Raw genomic sequence first — 17,616 nt, forward strand, 5'->3', positions numbered from 1 at the left:
CGACAGGGTGTTGACTCCCGTCGACGGCGGTGGATAGGGTCCGGCATCACCGCCCTCGTCAGGGGAGACGACATGGCCACCGATCACGTCGACGTGCTCATCGTCGGTGCCGGCCTGTCCGGCGTCGGCGCGGCGTGCCACCTGCGCCGCCACTGTCCGGACAAGACGTACGCGGTGCTGGAGGCGCGCGGCGCGATCGGCGGCACGTGGGACCTGTTCCGCTACCCGGGCATCCGGTCGGACTCGGACATGTTCACCCTCGGCTACTCCTTCAAACCGTGGACGAACCCGAAGGCGATCGCGGACGGGCCGGCGATCCGGGAGTACGTGCGGGAGACCGCCCGCGAGTACGGGGTCACCGAGCACATCCGCTTCCACCACCGGGTGCTCCGCGCCGACTGGGACAGCCGCGCCGCCCGCTGGACCGTCCACGCGCACCGGGCCGACACCGGCGAGGACGTCACCCTCACCTGCTCGTTCCTGCACACCTGCGCCGGCTACTACCGCTACGACGAGGGGCACACCCCCGACTTCCCGGGCATCGAGCGGTTCGCCGGGCAGGTGGTGCATCCACAGCACTGGCCGGAGGACCTCGACCACACGGGCAAGCGGATCGTCGTGATCGGCAGCGGCGCGACCGCGGTGACCCTGGTGCCGGCGCTTGCCGAACGGGCCGGGCACGTGACGATGCTGCAGCGCTCGCCGACGTACGTCATGGCGATGCCGTCGCGCGACGCGGTCGCCGACGCGCTGCGCCGCGTGCTGCCGCAGCGCGCCGTCTATCCGGCGGTCCGCTGGAAGAACGTCCTGCTGACCACCGCGAACTTCCAGCTCAGCCGGCGCGCGCCGACGATTGTGAAGCGCCTGCTGCGGCGGGCCGCGCGGGGCCGGCTCCCGGCCGGGTACGACGTCGACCGGCACTTCTCCCCCCGGTACGACCCCTGGGACCAGCGCCTGTGCGTGGTGCCCGACGGCGACCTGTTCGCGGCGATCACACGCGGCCGGGCCTCGATCGTCACCGACACCGTCGAGACCTTCACCGGGACCGGCCTGCGGCTCGGCTCGGGCGAGGACCTCCCGGCCGACGTCGTCGTCACCGCCACCGGCCTCAACCTGCTGGCCCTCGGTGGCGCCACGCTCACCGTCGACGGGGAGCCCGTCGATCTCGCCGGCGCCGTCGCGTACAAGGGCATGATGCTCTCCGGCGTCCCGAACTTCGCGATGACGATCGGCTACACCAATGCGTCGTGGACGCTCAAGGCCGACCTGGTCGCCACGTACGTGTGCCGGTTGCTGAACCACCTGGACCGCACCGGAGCCCACGTCGTCACGCCCGTGCCGCCGCCCGACGACGAGCGGCTCCCGCTCATCGACCTGTCCGCCGGTTACGTGCTGCGCAGCATCGACACGCTGCCCCGGCAGGGAGCGCGGGCACCGTGGCGGCTGTACCAGAACTACCCCCGGGACGTGCTGCTGATGCGGTACGGCCGGCTCACCGACGAGGGCGTGCGGTTCTCCCGGGCCGGCACGCCGGAGAGGAGCACCGTCCGTGCGTAGGTTCGAGTTCACCGCCGCGACGGCCGTGGTCACCGGCGCCGCAAGCGGCATCGGGGAGGCCCTCGCCCACGGGCTGGCCCGGCGGGGCAGCGACCTGGTCCTGGTCGACCGCGACAGCGCGGGGCTGGACGCCGTGGTGGCCGCGATCCGCGCCGCCCACCCCGACCGGCGGGTCGACACGTACGTCGTCGACCTCGCGGACTCCGCCGCCACCGCCCGGGTCGCCGAGGAGATCCGTGCCCGGTATCCGCGGATCCGGCTGCTGGTGAACAACGCCGGCGTCGCGCTGGGCGGGCGCTTCGACCAGGTGACGCTCGCGGAGTTCCAGTGGGTGGTGGAGATCAACTTCCGGGCGGTCGTGCAGCTCACCCACGCGCTGCTGCCCACCCTGAAGGCCGAACCCGGCTCCCACCTGGTAAACGTCTCCAGCCTCTTCGGGCTGATCGCCCCGCCCGGACAGGCCGCGTACTCGGCGACCAAGTTCGCCGTGCGCGGCTTCACCGAGGTGCTCCGTCACGAACTCGTCGACGACGGCATCGGCGTCACCTCGGTGCACCCGGGTGGCATCGCGACCCGGATCACCGCGAACGCCCGCATCGGCAGCGGCGTGGCCCCGGAGGAGTACGAGGAGGGCCGGCGGCAGTTCGACAAGCTGCTCACCATCCCGCCCGCCCGGGCCGCCGAGGTGATCCTGCGCGGCGTCGAGCGCCGCCGCGGCCGGGTGCTCATCGGCTGGTCGGCGAAGCTGCCGGACCTGTTGGCCCGGATCGCGCCCGCCTCGTACGGGACGCTGCTGCGGGTGGGGCTCAACCGCGCCGCCGGCGACCCGGCCCGCCGGCTGACCACCACGTCCGCGCCGCCGCCACCGCCTCCGGCGCCACCGCCTCCGGCGGCCCGGGCGCCGGAGGCGGCGGCCGATCCGGCCGGAGAGCCGGCGTGACGGCCCCGCAGCCCCGCCGGCCGGACGCCGCCGCGCCGCGCCCGCGCCCGCGGCACGTGACCGTCGCCGGGCGGCGGGTCTGCCACCGGGTCGACGGCGACGGTCCGCCCGTCGTGCTGCTGCACGGCATCGGGCGGACGCTGCGCGACTTCGACGACCTGCACGGGCGGCTCGCGCAGCGGTTCCGGGTGCACAGCGTCGATCTGCCCGGGTACGGCGGCTCGCTACCGATGACCGCGCCGTACACGCTGCCCGAGCTGGGCCGGTTCGTCGGCCGGTACCTCGACGCGGTCGGCGTGGACCGGCCGGTGCACCTGGTCGGCAACTCCCTCGGCGGCGCCATCGCCATGCAGTTCGCCGTCACCGAGCCGGCCCGCGTGACCAGCCTCGGCCTCGTCACGCCCGCCGGCTTCGGCCAGGAGGTCACGATCCTGCTGCGGCTGCTCGCGGTGCGCCCGTTCGGGCGGCTGCTGCTGCGGCCCAGCCGGTGGTCGGCCCGCCGCACCGAGCGCGCCCTCTTCTGCGATCCGGCGTTCGTCACCGCCGAGCGCGTCGCGTACGCGCTGGCGGTGGCCCGCCAGCCGCACGCCGCGCGGGTCATGCTGGAGACCGCCCGCAACCTCGGCACCTTCCGCGGTGTCCGCCCGCAGTGGCGCGAGGACGTGCTCGCACGGCTGGCGGAACTCGACCTGCCCACGCTTGTCGTGTGGGGCGAGAAGGACCTGATCCTGCCCGCGGCGCACCTGGCGGCGGCCCGGGCGCGGCTGCCCCGGGCACGCACCCACCTGTTCGAGAACTGCGGGCACATGCCGCAGATCGAGCGGGCCGACGAGGTCCACCGCATGCTCGTCGACTTCTGGTCCACCTGCCCCGACCGGGTGACGCCGGACGGGTCGGCCCGGTCAGCCTGACGGCGCGGCGGCGCGCAGCGCCCGCCGCCGGGCCGCCACGGTGACCGCCACCAGGGCGAACAGCAGGGCGGCGAGCACGTACACGGTGCCGGGCACGAGGGGTGCCAGCAGCACCAGCACCGCGGTGACCGGGAACGCCGCCGGAACGGTTGCCTCCGGCTGCGGGCGCACCAGCAGCAGCCACAGGGTGACCAGGTAGACGGCGACCGGCACGGCCACCGCGTACCCCACCACCGTCCCGGGCACCTTGGCCAGGTTCCGGAGCCCGTCGACGGTCACCTCCAAGCCGGCGCCGACCGCCGCGACCGACGCGAAGATCAGGTAGTGGCCGTAGCCCCAGGCGAGGGTGCGGCGCAGCCGGGTCGGCACCTCGGCCCGCCGGTCGAAGTAGAGCCACCACAGCGCGAACACGATCACCACCCCGGCCGCCGCGAGGCGGCGCAGACCGTCGTCGCCGGCGTCCACCCCGGCCTGCACCGCCAGGGACACCGCCAGCACCACCTCGCCGAGCACGATCAGCGTGAACAGGCCGTACCGCTCGGCGATGTGACCCGCATGCCACGGGGTCATCCGGGAGCGCTCGGCCACCGCCGGCACCAGCACGTCGGCAACCGCCAGGAGCACGAAGGTCACCGCCCACCAGTCGGCCGGTGACAGCAGCCGCACCAGCCAGCCGGCCTGCACGAGGGTGACGCCGATCGCGTACCGGTGGTCGGTCCGCCGGTGCTCCGGGTCGCCGGACGCCGCGCGCAGCCAGTTGGCCACGGCGGCCAGCCGCATCACCACGTACCCGTACGTCGCGGTGGCGAAGTCGCCCTCGGTGAACGCGCGGGGCACACCGGCGGCCAGGATCAGTGCCCCGGCGATCTGGACCAGCACGGTGATCCGGTAGACGTCGTCGTCGGTGTCGTACGCGGAGGCGAACCAGGTGACGTTCATCCACGCCCACCAGATCGCGAAGAACACCATCAGGTACCGGAGCACGCCGTGGCTCACGTGGCCGGCGGAAATCTCGTGATGCAGGTTCGCCGCCACCTGTGCCACGGCCACCACGAAGCAGAGATCGAAGAAGAGCTCCAGCGGGGTGGCCGAGCGGTGCTCCTCGTCGGTCCGGCGGGCCACCATCGGCCGGTACCAGGGCCGAAGCGGGCGCGTCGTGGTCACCCCGGTCTCCTCGCACCGTCGCGTCGGGCCGCGCCCGGCTGGAACGCGCCGGGCCGGGCCACCGGACCGGCATCGCGGGGCGGGCCGGGCGCCCGCCGTAGGCGCTCCGCCCTCACTCTAGGTGGCCGGCCGCCGCCGTCGGGATCAGTTCGCCACAGGCACCGCGAGCGTCACCTCGGCCGCCGCCGGTTCGGCCCGCGCCGCAGGTGAGCCGGCGGCCCGGCGGGGAACACCGCACGGATGGCCGACCTGACGCTGCTGCTCGGCGGCGACGTGATGACGGGCCGTGGCGTGGACGCGATCCTGCCCCGGCCGGCCCCGCCCGACCTGCGCGAGCCGGCGGTGCGCGACGCCCGCGAGTACGTGGCCCTCGCCGAGGCGGCGAACGGTCCCGTCCCGCGCCGCGCCCCGCCGTCCTGGCCGTGGGGCGACGCTCTCGACCTGCTCGACCGGCTCGCGCCGGACGCGCGGATCGTCAACCTGGAGACCGCGGTGACCGGACGCGGGACGCACGACCCCACGAAGGCCATCCACTACCGGACGCACCCGGCGAACGTGGCCGCGCTGACCGCCGCCCGGCTCGACGTCTGCGTCCTGGCCAACAACCACTGCCTCGACTTCGGACCGGACGGCCTGGCCGACACCCTGGACGCGCTGGCCGGCGCGGGACTGGCGACGGCCGGCGCCGGCCCGGACGCGGCCGCCGCCGGGCGGCCCGCCGTGCTGCCCCTGACCGGGGGGCGCCTGCTGGTCTGGTCGGTCACCGCGCCGTCGTCCGGTGTGCCGCCGCACTGGGCGGCGACCGCCGACCGGCCGGGTGTCGCGTACCTGCCGGAGGTCTCCGCCGCGTCCGCGGCGGCCCTGGCGGCCCGGATCGCCGCCGAGGGCGGGCCGGGGGACCGGGTCGTGGTCTCCGTGCACTGGGGGACCAACTGGGGGTACGACGTGCCGGCCGAGCACGTGTCCTTCGCCCACGGCCTGATCGACGCGGGCGTCGACGTGGTGCACGGCCACTCCTCGCACCACCCGCGCCCGGTCGAGGTGTACCGGGACCGGCTCGTCCTCTACGGCTGCGGCGACCTGGTCGACGACTACGAGGGCATCGGCGGGCACGAGGAGTACCGTCCCGAGCTGCGTCTGCTCTGGCTGCCCCGGCTGGACCGGTCGACGGGCCGGCTGCGCGGGCTGCGGGCCGCCGCGGTGCGGATGCGCCGGCTGCGGCTGGAACGGGCGTCCGCTGAGGACAACCGTTGGCTCGCGGACCGGCTCGCCGGCTTCGGCCCGCCCTTCGCCGCCGGCCCGACCGTCGATCCGGACGACCTGCTCAGGTGGGACGTCGCCGGAGGCGCCGGCGCGTCGCCGGAGTGAGCTGAGCCACCCGGCGCGAGGCCGGCCCGGCCCGGACAGGCGTGGGACGCATCATAGATACATGACGCGTCCCACCGCCGCCCAGCGCGTGCCCGCCGCCGGTCGCCCGGATGTCCCGTCGGCCGCCGAGCGCGCGTACCGGCACTTGAAGCGGTCGATCCTCGAGCAGATCCATCCCGGCGGGTCGCTGATCAGCGAGGGGGAGATCGCCGCGGCCACCGGCGTCTCCCGCACCCCGGTGCGCGAGGCGCTGCTGCGTCTGGAGGCGGAAGGGCTCATCAAGCTCTACCCGAAGCGGGGCGCGTTGATCCGCCCGGTCTCGGCACGGGAGATCGGCGACGTCATCGAGGCCCGGCGGCTGGTCGAGCTGCACGCCGCCGAGCGGGTCTGGCCGCGGCGCGCGGCGCTCAAGGCCGACCTGGCGGCGCGACTGGCCGAGATGCGCGCCGCGCACGCCGCCGGCGACCTGACCGCCCTGATGGCCGCCGACCGGGCGTTCCACGCCACCGTCGTCGACGCCGCCGGCAACGAGATCCTGGCCGAGCTCTACCAGCGGCTGCGCGACCGGCAGCTGCGGATGGGGGAGGCGAGCTTCCGGCTCTCGCCCGGCTGGGCCGAGGTGGCGCTGACCGAACACGCGGCACAGCTCGCCGCCCTCGACTCGGACGACCCGCAGCCGTGGCTCACGGCGGTCGCCGCGCACATCGACAACGCCGCGACCGTGCTGCGGACCTTGCGGTGACGGCGCCGGCCACCGCCGGCCCGGTCGCGTCCCGCCGCTCCGCCACCCTGGTCTGGGGCGTGGCGCTGAGCGCGTACGTGGCGGCGGTCTTCCACCGCAGCTCCCTCGGGGTCACCGGGGTCGACGCCGCGGAACGCTTCCACATCAACGCCTCCGCCCTGGCCACCTTCTCGGTCGCCCAACTCGCCGTGTACGCGGCCATGCAGGTGCCGGTCGGGGTGCTGCTCGACCGGTTCGGCTCGCGCCGGATGCTCGTCGCCGGCGGGGCGCTCATGGTCGCCGGGCAGCTCTGCTTCGCCCTCGCCACCGACGTCCGCCTGGCCGTGCTGGCCCGGGTACTGGTCGGGCTGGGCGACGCCGCCACCTTCATCAGCGTGCTGCGGATCGTGACGTTCTGGTTCCCCGGCCGCCGCAACCCGATGCTGACCCAACTGACCGGCACGCTCGGCCAGCTCGGGGCGATCCTCGGCGCCGTACCGCTGGTGGCGCTGCTGCACCACGCGGGCTGGACCACCGCGTTCCTGGTGGCCGCCGCGATCGGCGCCACCGTGCTGGTGCTGGTGATCGCCCTGGTCCGGGACACGCCGCGCCGGGACACCGCCACCCGGGCGGCTCCCGACCTGGCCACCGTCCGCCACGAACTGGGCACCGCGTGGGCCGAGCCCGGCACCCGGCTGGGCCTGTGGACGCACTTCGTCACCCAGTTCTCCGGCGCCGTGTTCGCGCTGCTGTGGGGGTACCCGTTCCTCGTGCAGGCGCAGGGCCTCAGCCCCACCGCCGCCGCCTCGCTGCTCACGCTGATGACTGTCGCGATGCTGCTCGTCGGCCCGCTGATCGCGCACCTGTGCGCCCGCCACCCGTTCCACCGCTCGGTGCTGGTGTTCACGATCACCGGCGCCACCGCCGCGGTCTGGACGGTGGTGCTCGCCTGGCCCGGCCACGCGCCCGGCTGGCTCCTGGTCACGCTCGTGCTGGTCCTGGCGGTCAACGGACCCGGCTCGATGATCGGGTTCGACTACGCCCGCACCTTCAACCCGGTCAGCCGCATCGGCAGCGCGACCGGCATCGTGAACGTCGGCGGCTTCGTCGCGTCGATCATTCTGGTGCTGGCCGTCGGCGTGGTCCTCGACCTGGCCACCCCGGCCGGCAGCGGCACGCCCGACCGGTCCGCGTTCCGCTGGGCCTTCGCCGTGCAGTACGCGCTCTGGGCGCTCGGCCTGGTGCAGGTGCTGCGCTGGCGCAACGCCGCCCGGCGCCGGCACACCGCGACCGTCCGGGTGCCGGTGGCACTTCCGTCGTGAGCGTCGGCGGCGCTCAGCCGAAGCGGCGGCGGAGGATGAGGTCGTCGAGCACCAGGGTCAGCCCGGCGCCGAGCAGCCAGACGTCCTTGGCCAGACCGATGCCCTGCTGGGTGGGACGGAGGCTGCCTGCCTCGCGCATCCCGGGCGTCTTCAGGTAGAGCTGCACCAGGCCGGCGCCGAACGCGGCCAGCCCCAGGCCGGCCAGCGCCGACGGGACGAACGGCGCGAGCAGCGCGGCGCCCAGGGCGGTCTCCGCCCGGGACAGCAGCATGGCGAACCGGTCCGGCTCCAGCTGCTTCAGCTGCGGAACGGCGCCCACCGCCATTCCGTGCAGGCCCTGTGCCGCCTCGCCCTCCAGCGTCCGTTTGCTGAGCCCCGAGTTGAGGATGAACGCGCCGACGGCGACCCGCAGCGGCACATGACTGACCTTCATCGCGTACTCCCGTCCGACCGGCGAAACGTGGCGCCTGCCTACCCGGCACCGGCCCGGCTAACCCCGCGCCGCTAGGCCGGCACGGAACATCGGCGTACCGTCACCCCGTGGCGTGATCGTCGGAACCGCACCGCGTCCGACCATCCCGGGCCGGACAGCGCGCGTCGCCGGGGCAGGAGGAGATCGTGAGCCAGCAGGTCCGAGGAGTCATCTCCCGCAGCAAGGGCGCACCGGTCGAGGTGACCACGATCGTGGTGCCGGATCCCGGGCCGGGCGAGGCGGTCGTCCGCGTGCTGTCCTGCGGTGTCTGCCACACCGACCTGCACTACCGCGAGGGCGGCATCAACGACGAGTACCCGTTCCTGCTCGGACACGAGGCGGCCGGCGTCGTCGAACAGGTGGGTGCCGGGGTCGACGCCGTCGAGCCGGGCGACTTCGTGGTGCTCAACTGGCGGGCGGTCTGCGGCGTCTGCCGGGCGTGCCGGCGGGGCCGTCCCTGGTACTGCTTCGCCACCCACAACGCGGCACGGAAGATGACCCTCACCGACGGCACCGAACTCGCCCCGGCCCTCGGCATCGGCGCCTTCGCCGAGAAGACGCTCGTGCACGCCGGCCAGTGCACGAAGGTCGACCCGGCCGCCCGTCCGGCAGCGGTGGGGCTGCTCGGCTGCGGCGTGATGGCCGGCCTCGGCGCGGCCATGAACACGGGCGGGGTCACCCGGGGCGACTCGGTCGCGGTGATCGGCTGCGGCGGGGTGGGCGGCGCGGCCGTGGCCGGCGCCACCCTGGCCGGAGCGACGACGATCATCGCCGTGGACACCGACACCCGCAAGCTCGACTGGGCCCGCCGCTTCGGCGCGACCCACACCGTCGACGCCTCGAGCGAGGACGTGGTCGAGGCGATCCGGGCGGCGACCGGTGGGTTCGGCGCGGACGTCGTCATCGAGGCGGTCGGCCGGCCGGAGACGTGGAAGCAGGCCTTCTACGCCCGCGACCTGGCCGGCACGGTGGTGCTGGTGGGCGTGCCCACCCCGGAGATGACCGTCGAGGTGCCGCTGCTCGACGTCTTCGGCCGGGGCGGCTCACTCAAGTCGAGTTGGTACGGAGACTGCCTGCCCAGCCGGGACTTCCCGCTGCTCACCCAGCTCTACCTGCAGGGCCGCCTGGACCTGGACGCGTTCGTTACCGAGGAGATCGCGCTGGAGCGGGTCGAGGAGGCGTTCGACCGGATGCACCGCGGCGACGTGCTCCGCTCGGTGGTGGTCTTCTGACCGGGACCGGCTGCCGACCCTGCCGCCTTCGTGCCCGGCCGTACCGTCCCGATGCTGGTGCGGTGACTGTCCGGTCCTGACCACTATGCGTCGTCCGCGCCGGGTCGTCCCGCCGTGGCCGCCGCAGAGCTTCGTCACCTCCTGCGACGCCTGCGCCCGACATCCGGTGCCCCACGTGACCTGCGCCGCAGCCTTCTGGGCAGGGTTCGTTTCCGGAATGTCAGGCACACCGGGTTGGTTGTGTCCCCCGTACCGCCGGAACCCAAACCCCCTCCGGCGTGGCAGTTCCCCCGAGGAGTGCTCATTCCGGAGCGCTTCGCCTGACCGAAAGGGCACATCGTGAAGTACGACTTCACTCGATGGCTCCCGGCCATCGCGAAGGACTCGAACTCGAACCCGAACCGCAAGCTGCTGCTCAGCGTGGCGGGCGTCGCCGCCATCGGCGGACTGGCCCTCGCACCGACCGCCGTGGCCGCCCCGGTCACCAGCGGCCCGCACGAGGGCGCGGTGGCCGCGATCGAGCTGGCCACCGGCAAGGACGGGGCCACCCCGAGCCCGAGCGTCGAGTCGGGCCTGACCACCGGCGGCAGCACCGACAAACCGAGGGCCGGCAAGCCGGACCGCGAGGAGCTGATCCCGCACGGCGTGCAGGGCGCGCAGTCGCGCATCCCGCTCGACGAGGCCCAGCGCGAGAACGCCAAGGCGATCATCGAGGTCGCCAAGGAGACCGGCGTCGGTGAGCGCGGCGCGGTCATCGGTGTGGCGACCGCGCTCCAGGAGTCGAAGCTGTACAACCTCGGCCACCTGGGCATGTACAACGACCACGACTCGCAGGGCCTGTTCCAGCAGCGCCCGTCGTCGGGTTGGGGCTCGCCCGAGCAGATCACCGACCCCGAGTACGCCTCGACGGCGTTCTTCCAGGCGCTGAAGAACGTCGGCGGCTGGCAGGACCTGCCGCTGACCACCGCGGCGCAGACGGTGCAGGTCTCGGCGTACCCGTTCCACTACGCGCAGTGGGAGGAGCAGGCGGCCGACATCGTCGCCCAGCTCTGGTGACATCCGCATGACGAACGGCCGGTCCCGCGGGGACCGGCCGTTTCGTCGTCTCCGGGTCAGGTCCGGGCCTGCCGGACCAACCAGTCGGTGACCATGGCCGTTACCGCCGGATCGACCGGTTGCCGGACCTCGCCGCGGTACGCCCGCAGCGTCGGCGCGCCCGGTTGCCGGCGCAGCACGTGTGTGATGTCCGGTAGCCGGTGGGTCTCCACCGGTCCGGCCACGGTGGCGGCGATGACGGCCAGGTCGTCCGGGTCGGCCTGCAGGTCCTTCTCGCCGGTGACGGCGAGGACCGGCACGTGCAGCCGGGCCAGGTCCCGGCGGGGATCGTGGTCGAGGAACTCGCGGAACCAGCGCGCGTTGAGCCGCTGGCCGCCGATCCAGGTGACGTCCGACCGGGTCGCGCGGATGCGGTCGTGGTTGCGGGCGACCTTGGCCACCAGGTCGGTCCGGGTGAGCCGGAGCAGCAGGCGCACCGGCCGGGGCAGGGTGGGCAGCAGGCGGGCGGCCTGCCAGCGCAGCGCCTCGTCGCCGGGTCGGGCGGTGGCCGCGAGCAGGACCAGCCCGGCCACGTCGGCGCCCCGGGCGGCGAGCGCGGCGGCGGTCAGCGCCCCCTCGCTGTGGCCGACGAGGAAGATCCGCTCCGGGGCCAGGCCGGGTGCCGCGGCGAGCGCGTCACGGGCCGCCGCGGCGTCGTCGACCGCGTCGTGGAACCCGGTCCGCAGGAAGCGTCCCTGGCTGGCGCCGACGCCGCGCCGGTCGTACCGGTAGCTGGCGATGCCGACCGCCGCGAGGGCGGCCGCCAGGTCCCGGGAGACCGCCAGCGGCAGGCGGCGGTGGTTGCCGTCGCGGTCCAGCGGGCCGGACCCGGGCAGCAGCAACGCGACCGGGTGGGGGCCGGGCCCGGCCGGCGCGGTCAGGGTGCCCGCCAGCCGCAGCCCGGCCGAGGTGAACGCGAGCGGGCGGTCCACGGTCATCCGCGCAGGCTCCGGGCGAGTTGCTCCGGCCCGGCGGCGCCGATCAGGACCGCGTCGTACCGCTGACCGGCGAGTGTGATGCGCACCGCCGGTTCGCCGCCGCGGACGCTGACGAACTCGGTGCCGGCGCGCCCCCGCCAGGTGCCGACCTTGCGTAGCCCCGGCAGGCCGAGGCCGGGGGCACGCAGGCCGCGCGTGGCGGCGAGCCCGTCGGGGAGCACCTCCACCTGGCGTACGGCGGAGCGCGGGAAGGTCACGTCACCCCGCAAGGCCCAGATCTTCTCGGCGGTGCTGAGCCGTACGTGGACGCTGTCCCGGTCGATCTCGACGACGGCCATCGCGACACCTCTCCAACTCATGTAATCTCAACACTGAGAACGTTATCAGATATGAGAAAGAAGACCGGGGGAGATGTGGCGATGGACACCGCCGAGCTGCTCCTGCACCCCGTCCGGCTCCGGATCGTCCAGGCTTTCCTCGGCGGCCGTACGCTCAGTGCCGCCCAACTGCGGGCCGAGCTGCCCGACGTCCCGACGGCCACGCTCTACCGTCAGCTGGCCGCCCTCGCCGAGCACGACGTGCTGCGGCCGGCGGGCGAACGGCGGGTGCGTGGCGCGGTCGAGCGCTCCTGGCAGCTCAACGAGGCCGGCGCGTCGGTGGACGCCGAGGCGGCAGCAGCGATGACACCCGACGAGCACCGCCGGGCCTTCCTCACGTTCGTCGCCCGGCTGGTCGCCGACTTCGACCGCTACCTCGACCGGGGCGGCGGCGACCTCGCCCGTGACGTCGCCGGCTACCGGCAGAACGCCTTCTACGCCAGCGACACCGAGGCCGCCGCGCTCGCGATCCGGCTGCGGGCCGTCTTTCAGGAGTACGCGGCCCTCGGCCCCGGTCCCGGGCGGACCCGCCGCCTCCTCACCACCGTGCTGCTGCCCGCGTCGGAACCGCCGGGCGAAGGCCGGCGCCGGACTGACCCCGGCGCGGCCGGGCCTGCGGCGCCGGAGCCGGGCTGACCCGGCGGGTGTGGCCGGGCGGGCCGGAGGCAGCCCGCCCGGCGTGCGGTCACACCAGCGGCGCGCCCTCCCGGCGCAGCTTCGCCGAGCCGGCGGTCACCGACCAGCCCGCCACCCAGCGGCTGGCGCTCGAGGCGCGGGTCCGGTCGGCCAGGTGGTACCAGTCCATCCGGCACCGCTGGCGGGTCACGTCCAGCACGCCGTAACCGTGCCCGTCCAACTCGGTCCACCGCACGTGCGGGTTGGTCGAGCGGATCAGGCCCGCGCCCAGGGCGCTGAGCGCGTTGCCCGCCGGCAGACCCAGGAAGTCGTTGACGTTGTCGCTGGTCACCGACGGCACCACGAACTCCGCGGCGGCCGGGTTGCTGCCGCCCGTCGCCTTCGTGGTCACCTCGTTCGCCCACGACGTGTGGATGTCGCCGGTCAGGAAGACGACGTCCCTCGTACCGCTGGCCCGCAGGTGGTCGACCAGCTCGTTGCGGTCGGCGTTGTAGCCGTCCCACTGGTCGGTGTTGAGCACCCCGCCGTTCTGCGGGATGCCGAGCAGGGTGCCCAGCGGACCGAGCAGCCAGGCCGGCAGGGCGCCCACGTCCAGCCGGGAGATCATCACCGGGTTGCCGACCAGCTTCCAGCGCGCGTCCGAAGCGGCCAGCCCCGCCTTCAGCCACGCCATCTGCGCCTCGCCGGTGATGGTCCGGCGCGGATCGTCGACCGCCAGCCCCGAGGCCTGCTGCGACCGGTACGTCCGCAGGTCCAGCATGGACAGGTCGGCGAGCCGGCCGAAGCGCAGCCGCCGGTAGATCGCCCCGTCCGCGCCGGTGCGCACCGGCATCCACTCCGCGTACGCCTGCCGTGCCGCCGCCACCCGGTCGACGAAATCGCCCTCGGTGCCCGGCGTGTGGTTCTCCGCGCCGCCGGACCACTGGTCGTTGGCGACCTCGTGGTCGTCCCAGGTGATCGCCCACGGCACCGCCGCGTGCAGAGCCTGCAGGTCCGGGTCGCTCTTGTAGAGCCCGTGCCGGATCCGGTAGTCCGCCAACGTGAGCGTCTCGTGCGCCGGCCGGACCGGCCGCACCACCGTGTCCCCGGCCGCGAACTCGCCGGTGCCGTACTCGTACACGTAGTCGCCGAGGTGCACCACCAGGTTCAGGTCACCGCGTTCGGCCAGGTGCCGGTACGCCGCGAAGTAGCCCGCCTCCCAGTTGGAGCAGGACACCACGCCCAGCCGGAGCCGGTCGATCTCGGCGTCGGAGGGCGGCGCCGTCATCGTCCGCCCGGTGGGGGACCAGGTGTCGCCGTGGCCGAAGCGGAACCAGTACGTGGTGGCGGGGGCGAGACCGCTCGCCGTCACCTTGACGGTGTGGTCGCGCGCCGGGCCGGTCACCAGCGTCCCCTGTGCCGCGACCGTAGCGAAGTCGGGATCTGCCGCGACCTGCCAGGTCACCGTCACGTCCGGACCGACGCCGGAGCCGGGTTGCGCCTCCTCGGTCGGGGTGATCCGGGTCCAGAGCAGAACGCCGTCGGGCAGCGGGTCGCCGGAGGCGACGCCGTGCCGGAAGGCGCTTCCGGCGCCGCGCGCCGGGCCGGCGAGGGTGGCGCCGGCGAGCACGGCCGTGCCGGCGGATGCGCCCGCGGCACGCAGGAGGGTACGACGGTCGAGGGTGTTCGTCATGGTCCATGTGTCTACCGCCAACCACGCTTCGTCCGCTGCCCCGTACGGCGAGTGTTCTTCGATCCTTCCCGATGGGTTCGCAATCTCGTCCGGTGCGGCACGGTTGGTCCGCGCCCGGGGCGCCGTTCGCGTACCCGGCGTCGGGAGCTATCGGCGGACGATGTCGGCCAGGGCCGCGATCAGCGCGAGCGCGATGACGCCGCTGGCCAACAGCAGCGAGCGGCGGAACGCGATCGACCAGTCCCCGCCGCTGGCGGCGAGCGAGGAGAAGAAGACGGTACCGACGGCGGCGATGCCGGCGGCGGCGCCGATGCGCTGGCCGGTCTGGAGCATGCCCGCCCCGCTGCCGGCCTGCCCCACCGGCACCTGCGCGAGGGTGAGGGTCTGATTGGGCGCGATGACCAGGCCGCTGCCGAGACCGGCCAGCAGCAGGGGCGCGGCCGTCCACCAGGGGACGGGGACACCGGCGGGTACCCGGCCGACGGCGAGGACGACGGCGAGCAGGCCGACCACGACGGTGAGCAGCCCGATCGCGACGAGGGGGCGGCCGTAGCGGTTGACGATGCGGCCTCCGACGGCGGACGCGGCGGCCGAGCCCAGGGCGAACGGGGTGATGGCCAGGCCGGCGACGAGCGCGCTGTAGCCGAGGCCGTTCTGCAGGTACAGGGTGAAGATGAAGAAGATGGCGGTGAAGCCACCGAAGTAGACAAGCGCGATCAGCGCGCCGAGACCGTAGGAGCGGACGCCGAGCAGGCGCAGGTCGAACAGGGGTTCCTGGCGGCGGGCGTATCGGCGTTCCCAGGCGGCGAAGGCGCCGAGCGCGATCAGGCCGGCCGGTACGAGCAGCCACTTCGCCGGGTCCCGCCAGTGCTCCTGCACGAGCGGGAGCAGGACCAGCAGCACACCGGTCCCGAGCAGCAGCACGCCGACCGGGTCGAGGCGGCGGTGGTCGGCCCGACCGGCGGGTCGGTGCGGGAGCAGCCGCCAGCCGAGGACGACGGCGAGCACGCCGACCGGGACGTTGACGAAGAAGACCCAGCGCCAGCCGTGCTCGACGCCGCCGAGGTGGATGAGCACGCCGCCGAGCAGCGGGCCGACGGCGGTGGAGATGCCGATGGTGGCACCGAGGATTCCGAACGGGCGGGCCCGTTCGGGGCCCTGGAACAGTTCCTGGATCAGTCCGGTGACCTGGGGGTTGACCACGCCGGCGGCGGCACCCTGGAGCAACCGGGCGGCGACCAGCCAGCCGGGGGAGGGGGCCAGGCCGGCGGCGGCGCTGGTGATCGTGAAGAGGGCGATGCCGACGACGAAGGCGGTGCGGCGACCGTGGGCGTCCCCGAACCGGCCGGCCGGTACGAGCACCAGCCCGAAGGTGAGCGCGTACCCGGAGAGCACCCACTGCAGGTCGCTCGGTGTGGCGCCGAGCGCCCGCTCCATCGACGGGACGGCGACGTTGACGATGCTGACGTCCAGCAGCGTCATGAAGGCGGCCACCAGGCCGACCCCGAGAGCGGGCCAGCGGCGCTGCCGTTCGGGCGGGGGGTTCGCCGGATGTGCAGGAGGGCCCGGGGAACGGCGATCACCCATACGCCGACCGCTACCCCGAGCCCCGGACGCGAACCGTCACGCCATCTGCCGCGCGCAGAACCGCGGGCCGAAGTCCAGGCCGGCCATCGGCGAGTCCTCGCGGTGCAACAGGTTCTTCTCGGTGAGCTGGTGCAGGGGTGCGTGCAACTGCTCCTCGGTCAGCCCCGTCTCCTCGGCGATCAGGTCCGGGTACGGCACCTGGCCGCGCGCCTCCAGCGCCGCGACCGCGTCGTACACCCGTTCCTCGACCTCCGACAGTCGCACCTGCTGCATGTCGTCCTCCTTCGGTACCCACCCACGGTGCAGGCGGCCTGCGCCGCGGTTACCCGGCCGGTGACCGAAGATGCCCACCCGATCGGGCGGTGTCGCGGCCCGACCGGGCCGCCGCGGGTGCCCTAGGCTGCCGTGGTGACCGTCTGGGATCTCGCGGTGGTGGGAGCGGGCCCCGCCGGCCTGTCCGCCGCGTACGTCGCGGCCCGCGCCGGCGTCCGCACCCTGCTCGTGGAGCGGGCCGCGCACCCGCGCTACAAGACGTGCGGGGGTGGCCTGATCGGCACGTCCCTGACCGCGGTGGGCGACCGGATCGAGGTGCCGGCGCACGACCGGGTGGACCGGGTGACGTTCACCCGGGACGGGCGACGCGGGTTCACCCGCCGTCATGCCGGTGGCCCGCTGGTGACGATGGTGCGCCGGGAGGAGTTCGACGACCGGCTGCGGGGGGCCGCGGTCGACGCCGGGGCGGAGCTGCGCCAGCGGGTCGCGGTCCGCGCCGTGGAGCAGGAGCCCGACGGGGTACGGCTGCGGTTGGCCGACGGTGGGACGGTGGCCGCGCGCGCGGTGATCGGCGCCGACGGGTCCTCCGGGGTGACCGCCCGGCACGTGGGGGTACGCCACCGGCAGGTCGACCTGGGGCTGGAGCTGGAGCTTCCGGTGCCGCCCGCGGAGCAGGCCCGCTGGCGGGGCCGGTTGCTGCTGGACTGGGGTCCGCTGCCCGGTTCGTACGCGTGGGTGTTCCCGAAGGGCGACCTGTTGACGGTGGGCGTGATCGCGGCGCGCGGGGCGGGGGAGCGGACCCGGGCGTACCTGCGGTCGTTCGTGGACCGGCTGGGGCTCGCCGGTGTCGAGCCGGCGCACGACTCCGGTCATCTGACCCGCTGCCGGGCGGAGGATTCGCCGCTGCGCCGGGGGCGGGTGCTGGTGGCCGGGGACGCGGCGGGCCTGCTGGAGCCGTGGAGCCGGGAGGGGATCAGCTACGCGCTGCGGTCCGGCGCGCTCGCGGGCGCGGCGGTCGCGGCGGGTGACCTGAGTGGGTACGAGCGGGCGGTGGCGGCCGAGCTGGTCCCGTCGATGCGGGCGGGGCACCGGCTGCTGGAGGCGTTCACCCGCCGGCCGGGGGTGTTCCACGGGTTGCTGGCGACGCCGCCGGGCTGGCGGATGTTCGTCCGGTTCTGCCAGGGGCGGGCCAGCTTCGACGAGACGTTGACGCGGGCGCCGGTGCGGGCTGCGCTGGCGTTGCTGGACCGGTTGCCGCCACCCGCGCCCACCCCTGACCTATCTTCCTAGGACGCCTTACGGGGTGTGCGGTGGGTGCCGGCCAGCCGGAGAATGACGTCGTACGAGGGAG

At 74.4% G+C, this 17,616-nt stretch carries 17 protein-coding genes; 10 read left to right on the forward strand and 7 right to left on the reverse strand.

All coding sequences use genetic code 11. From position 1 onward, the window contains the following. Positions 1-72 precede the first annotated feature (72 nt). From ABTW87_RS11695 to ABTW87_RS11705, 3 genes are read left to right on the forward strand one after another with little or no spacing between them, the layout of a single operon-like run. Entirely contained in the window at positions 73-1,557 is a 1,485-nt protein-coding gene (locus ABTW87_RS11695; protein ID WP_350650766.1) for a flavin-containing monooxygenase, read from the forward strand. Next, complete coding sequence (locus ABTW87_RS11700) at positions 1,550-2,497, forward strand: SDR family NAD(P)-dependent oxidoreductase (RefSeq protein ID WP_350650767.1); 948 nt, start codon at positions 1,550-1,552, stop codon at positions 2,495-2,497. Before ABTW87_RS11695 ends, ABTW87_RS11700 begins: the two co-directional genes overlap by 8 nt. Next, positions 2,494-3,408 carry an alpha/beta fold hydrolase gene (locus ABTW87_RS11705; protein WP_350650768.1) on the forward strand — a complete coding sequence of 305 codons (915 nt, stop codon included), beginning with the start codon at positions 2,494-2,496 and terminating at the stop codon, positions 3,406-3,408. The genes ABTW87_RS11700 and ABTW87_RS11705 overlap by 4 nt, the downstream gene beginning before the upstream one ends. Here ABTW87_RS11705 and ABTW87_RS11710 read toward each other — a convergent pair. After that, a complete protein-coding gene (locus tag ABTW87_RS11710) occupies positions 3,400-4,572 on the reverse strand; it encodes a low temperature requirement protein A (protein WP_350650769.1) in 1,173 nt (390 codons plus the stop codon). The two genes, ABTW87_RS11705 and ABTW87_RS11710, sit on opposite strands and share 9 nt — an antisense overlap. A 240-nt stretch (positions 4,573-4,812) precedes the next feature. Here ABTW87_RS11710 and ABTW87_RS11715 point away from each other — a divergent pair, with 240 nt between their 5' ends. From ABTW87_RS11715 to ABTW87_RS11725, 3 genes are all read left to right on the forward strand, one after another. After that, positions 4,813-5,940: a CapA family protein gene (locus ABTW87_RS11715; protein ID WP_350650770.1), complete on the forward strand. Its 1,128-nt coding sequence runs from the start codon at positions 4,813-4,815 to the stop codon at positions 5,938-5,940. Between the two features lie 61 nt (positions 5,941-6,001). Further along, complete coding sequence (locus ABTW87_RS11720) at positions 6,002-6,682, forward strand: GntR family transcriptional regulator (RefSeq protein ID WP_350650771.1); 681 nt, start codon at positions 6,002-6,004, stop codon at positions 6,680-6,682. Further along, the gene (locus tag ABTW87_RS11725; RefSeq protein ID WP_350650772.1) at positions 6,679-7,983 is read left to right on the forward strand and encodes an MFS transporter; all 1,305 of its coding nucleotides are present in this window, start codon (positions 6,679-6,681) and stop codon (positions 7,981-7,983) included. The genes ABTW87_RS11720 and ABTW87_RS11725 overlap by 4 nt, the downstream gene beginning before the upstream one ends. Before the next feature lie 13 nt (positions 7,984-7,996). Here ABTW87_RS11725 and ABTW87_RS11730 read toward each other — a convergent pair whose 3' ends face one another. Then, complete coding sequence (locus ABTW87_RS11730; RefSeq protein ID WP_350650773.1) at positions 7,997-8,416, reverse strand: hypothetical protein; 420 nt, start codon at positions 8,414-8,416, stop codon at positions 7,997-7,999. A gap of 185 nt (positions 8,417-8,601) precedes the next feature. Between ABTW87_RS11730 and ABTW87_RS11735 the strand changes: the two genes are divergently transcribed. Together ABTW87_RS11735 and ABTW87_RS11740 are read left to right on the forward strand one after the other, a co-directional pair. After that, complete coding sequence (locus ABTW87_RS11735; RefSeq protein WP_350650774.1) at positions 8,602-9,687, forward strand: S-(hydroxymethyl)mycothiol dehydrogenase; 1,086 nt, start codon at positions 8,602-8,604, stop codon at positions 9,685-9,687. A 339-nt stretch (positions 9,688-10,026) separates the two neighbouring features. Then, a complete protein-coding gene (locus ABTW87_RS11740; RefSeq protein WP_350650775.1) occupies positions 10,027-10,743 on the forward strand; it encodes a hypothetical protein in 717 nt (238 codons plus the stop codon). A 56-nt stretch (positions 10,744-10,799) separates the two neighbouring features. Here ABTW87_RS11740 and ABTW87_RS11745 read toward each other — a convergent pair whose 3' ends face one another. Beyond that, positions 10,800-11,720 carry an alpha/beta hydrolase family protein gene (locus ABTW87_RS11745; protein WP_350650776.1) on the reverse strand — a complete coding sequence of 307 codons (921 nt, stop codon included), beginning with the start codon at positions 11,718-11,720 and terminating at the stop codon, positions 10,800-10,802. Next, on the reverse strand, positions 11,717-12,058 hold the full coding sequence (locus ABTW87_RS11750; RefSeq protein WP_350650777.1) for a hypothetical protein: 342 nt from the start codon (positions 12,056-12,058) through the stop codon (positions 11,717-11,719). The genes ABTW87_RS11745 and ABTW87_RS11750 overlap by 4 nt, the downstream gene beginning before the upstream one ends. A gap of 81 nt (positions 12,059-12,139) precedes the next feature. Between ABTW87_RS11750 and ABTW87_RS11755 the strand changes: the two genes are divergently transcribed. Next, positions 12,140-12,733, forward strand: a complete 594-nt coding sequence (locus ABTW87_RS11755; RefSeq protein WP_350650778.1) for a helix-turn-helix domain-containing protein — start codon at positions 12,140-12,142, stop codon at positions 12,731-12,733. Positions 12,734-12,782: 49 nt separating this feature from the next. On the opposite strand, the gene ABTW87_RS11760 is transcribed toward ABTW87_RS11755, so the two are convergent. From ABTW87_RS11760 to ABTW87_RS11770, 3 genes are all read right to left on the reverse strand, one after another. Then, entirely contained in the window at positions 12,783-14,405 is a 1,623-nt protein-coding gene (locus tag ABTW87_RS11760) for an alkaline phosphatase D family protein (RefSeq protein WP_350650779.1), read from the reverse strand. Positions 14,406-14,552: 147 nt separating this feature from the next. Beyond that, positions 14,553-15,992 carry an MFS transporter gene (locus tag ABTW87_RS11765; protein ID WP_350650780.1) on the reverse strand — a complete coding sequence of 480 codons (1,440 nt, stop codon included), beginning with the start codon at positions 15,990-15,992 and terminating at the stop codon, positions 14,553-14,555. A 36-nt stretch (positions 15,993-16,028) separates the two neighbouring features. Next, positions 16,029-16,265, reverse strand: a complete 237-nt coding sequence (locus tag ABTW87_RS11770; RefSeq protein WP_350650781.1) for a hypothetical protein — start codon at positions 16,263-16,265, stop codon at positions 16,029-16,031. Between the two features lie 135 nt (positions 16,266-16,400). On the opposite strand from ABTW87_RS11770, the gene ABTW87_RS11775 reads away from it, so the two are divergent. Further along, on the forward strand, positions 16,401-17,555 hold the full coding sequence (locus ABTW87_RS11775; protein ID WP_350650782.1) for a geranylgeranyl reductase family protein: 1,155 nt from the start codon (positions 16,401-16,403) through the stop codon (positions 17,553-17,555). The last annotated feature ends 61 nt before the right edge of the window (positions 17,556-17,616 follow it).

The organism is Micromonospora sp. NPDC126480 (assembly GCF_040302465.1).
Taxonomy (GTDB): domain Bacteria; phylum Actinomycetota; class Actinomycetes; order Mycobacteriales; family Micromonosporaceae; genus Micromonospora.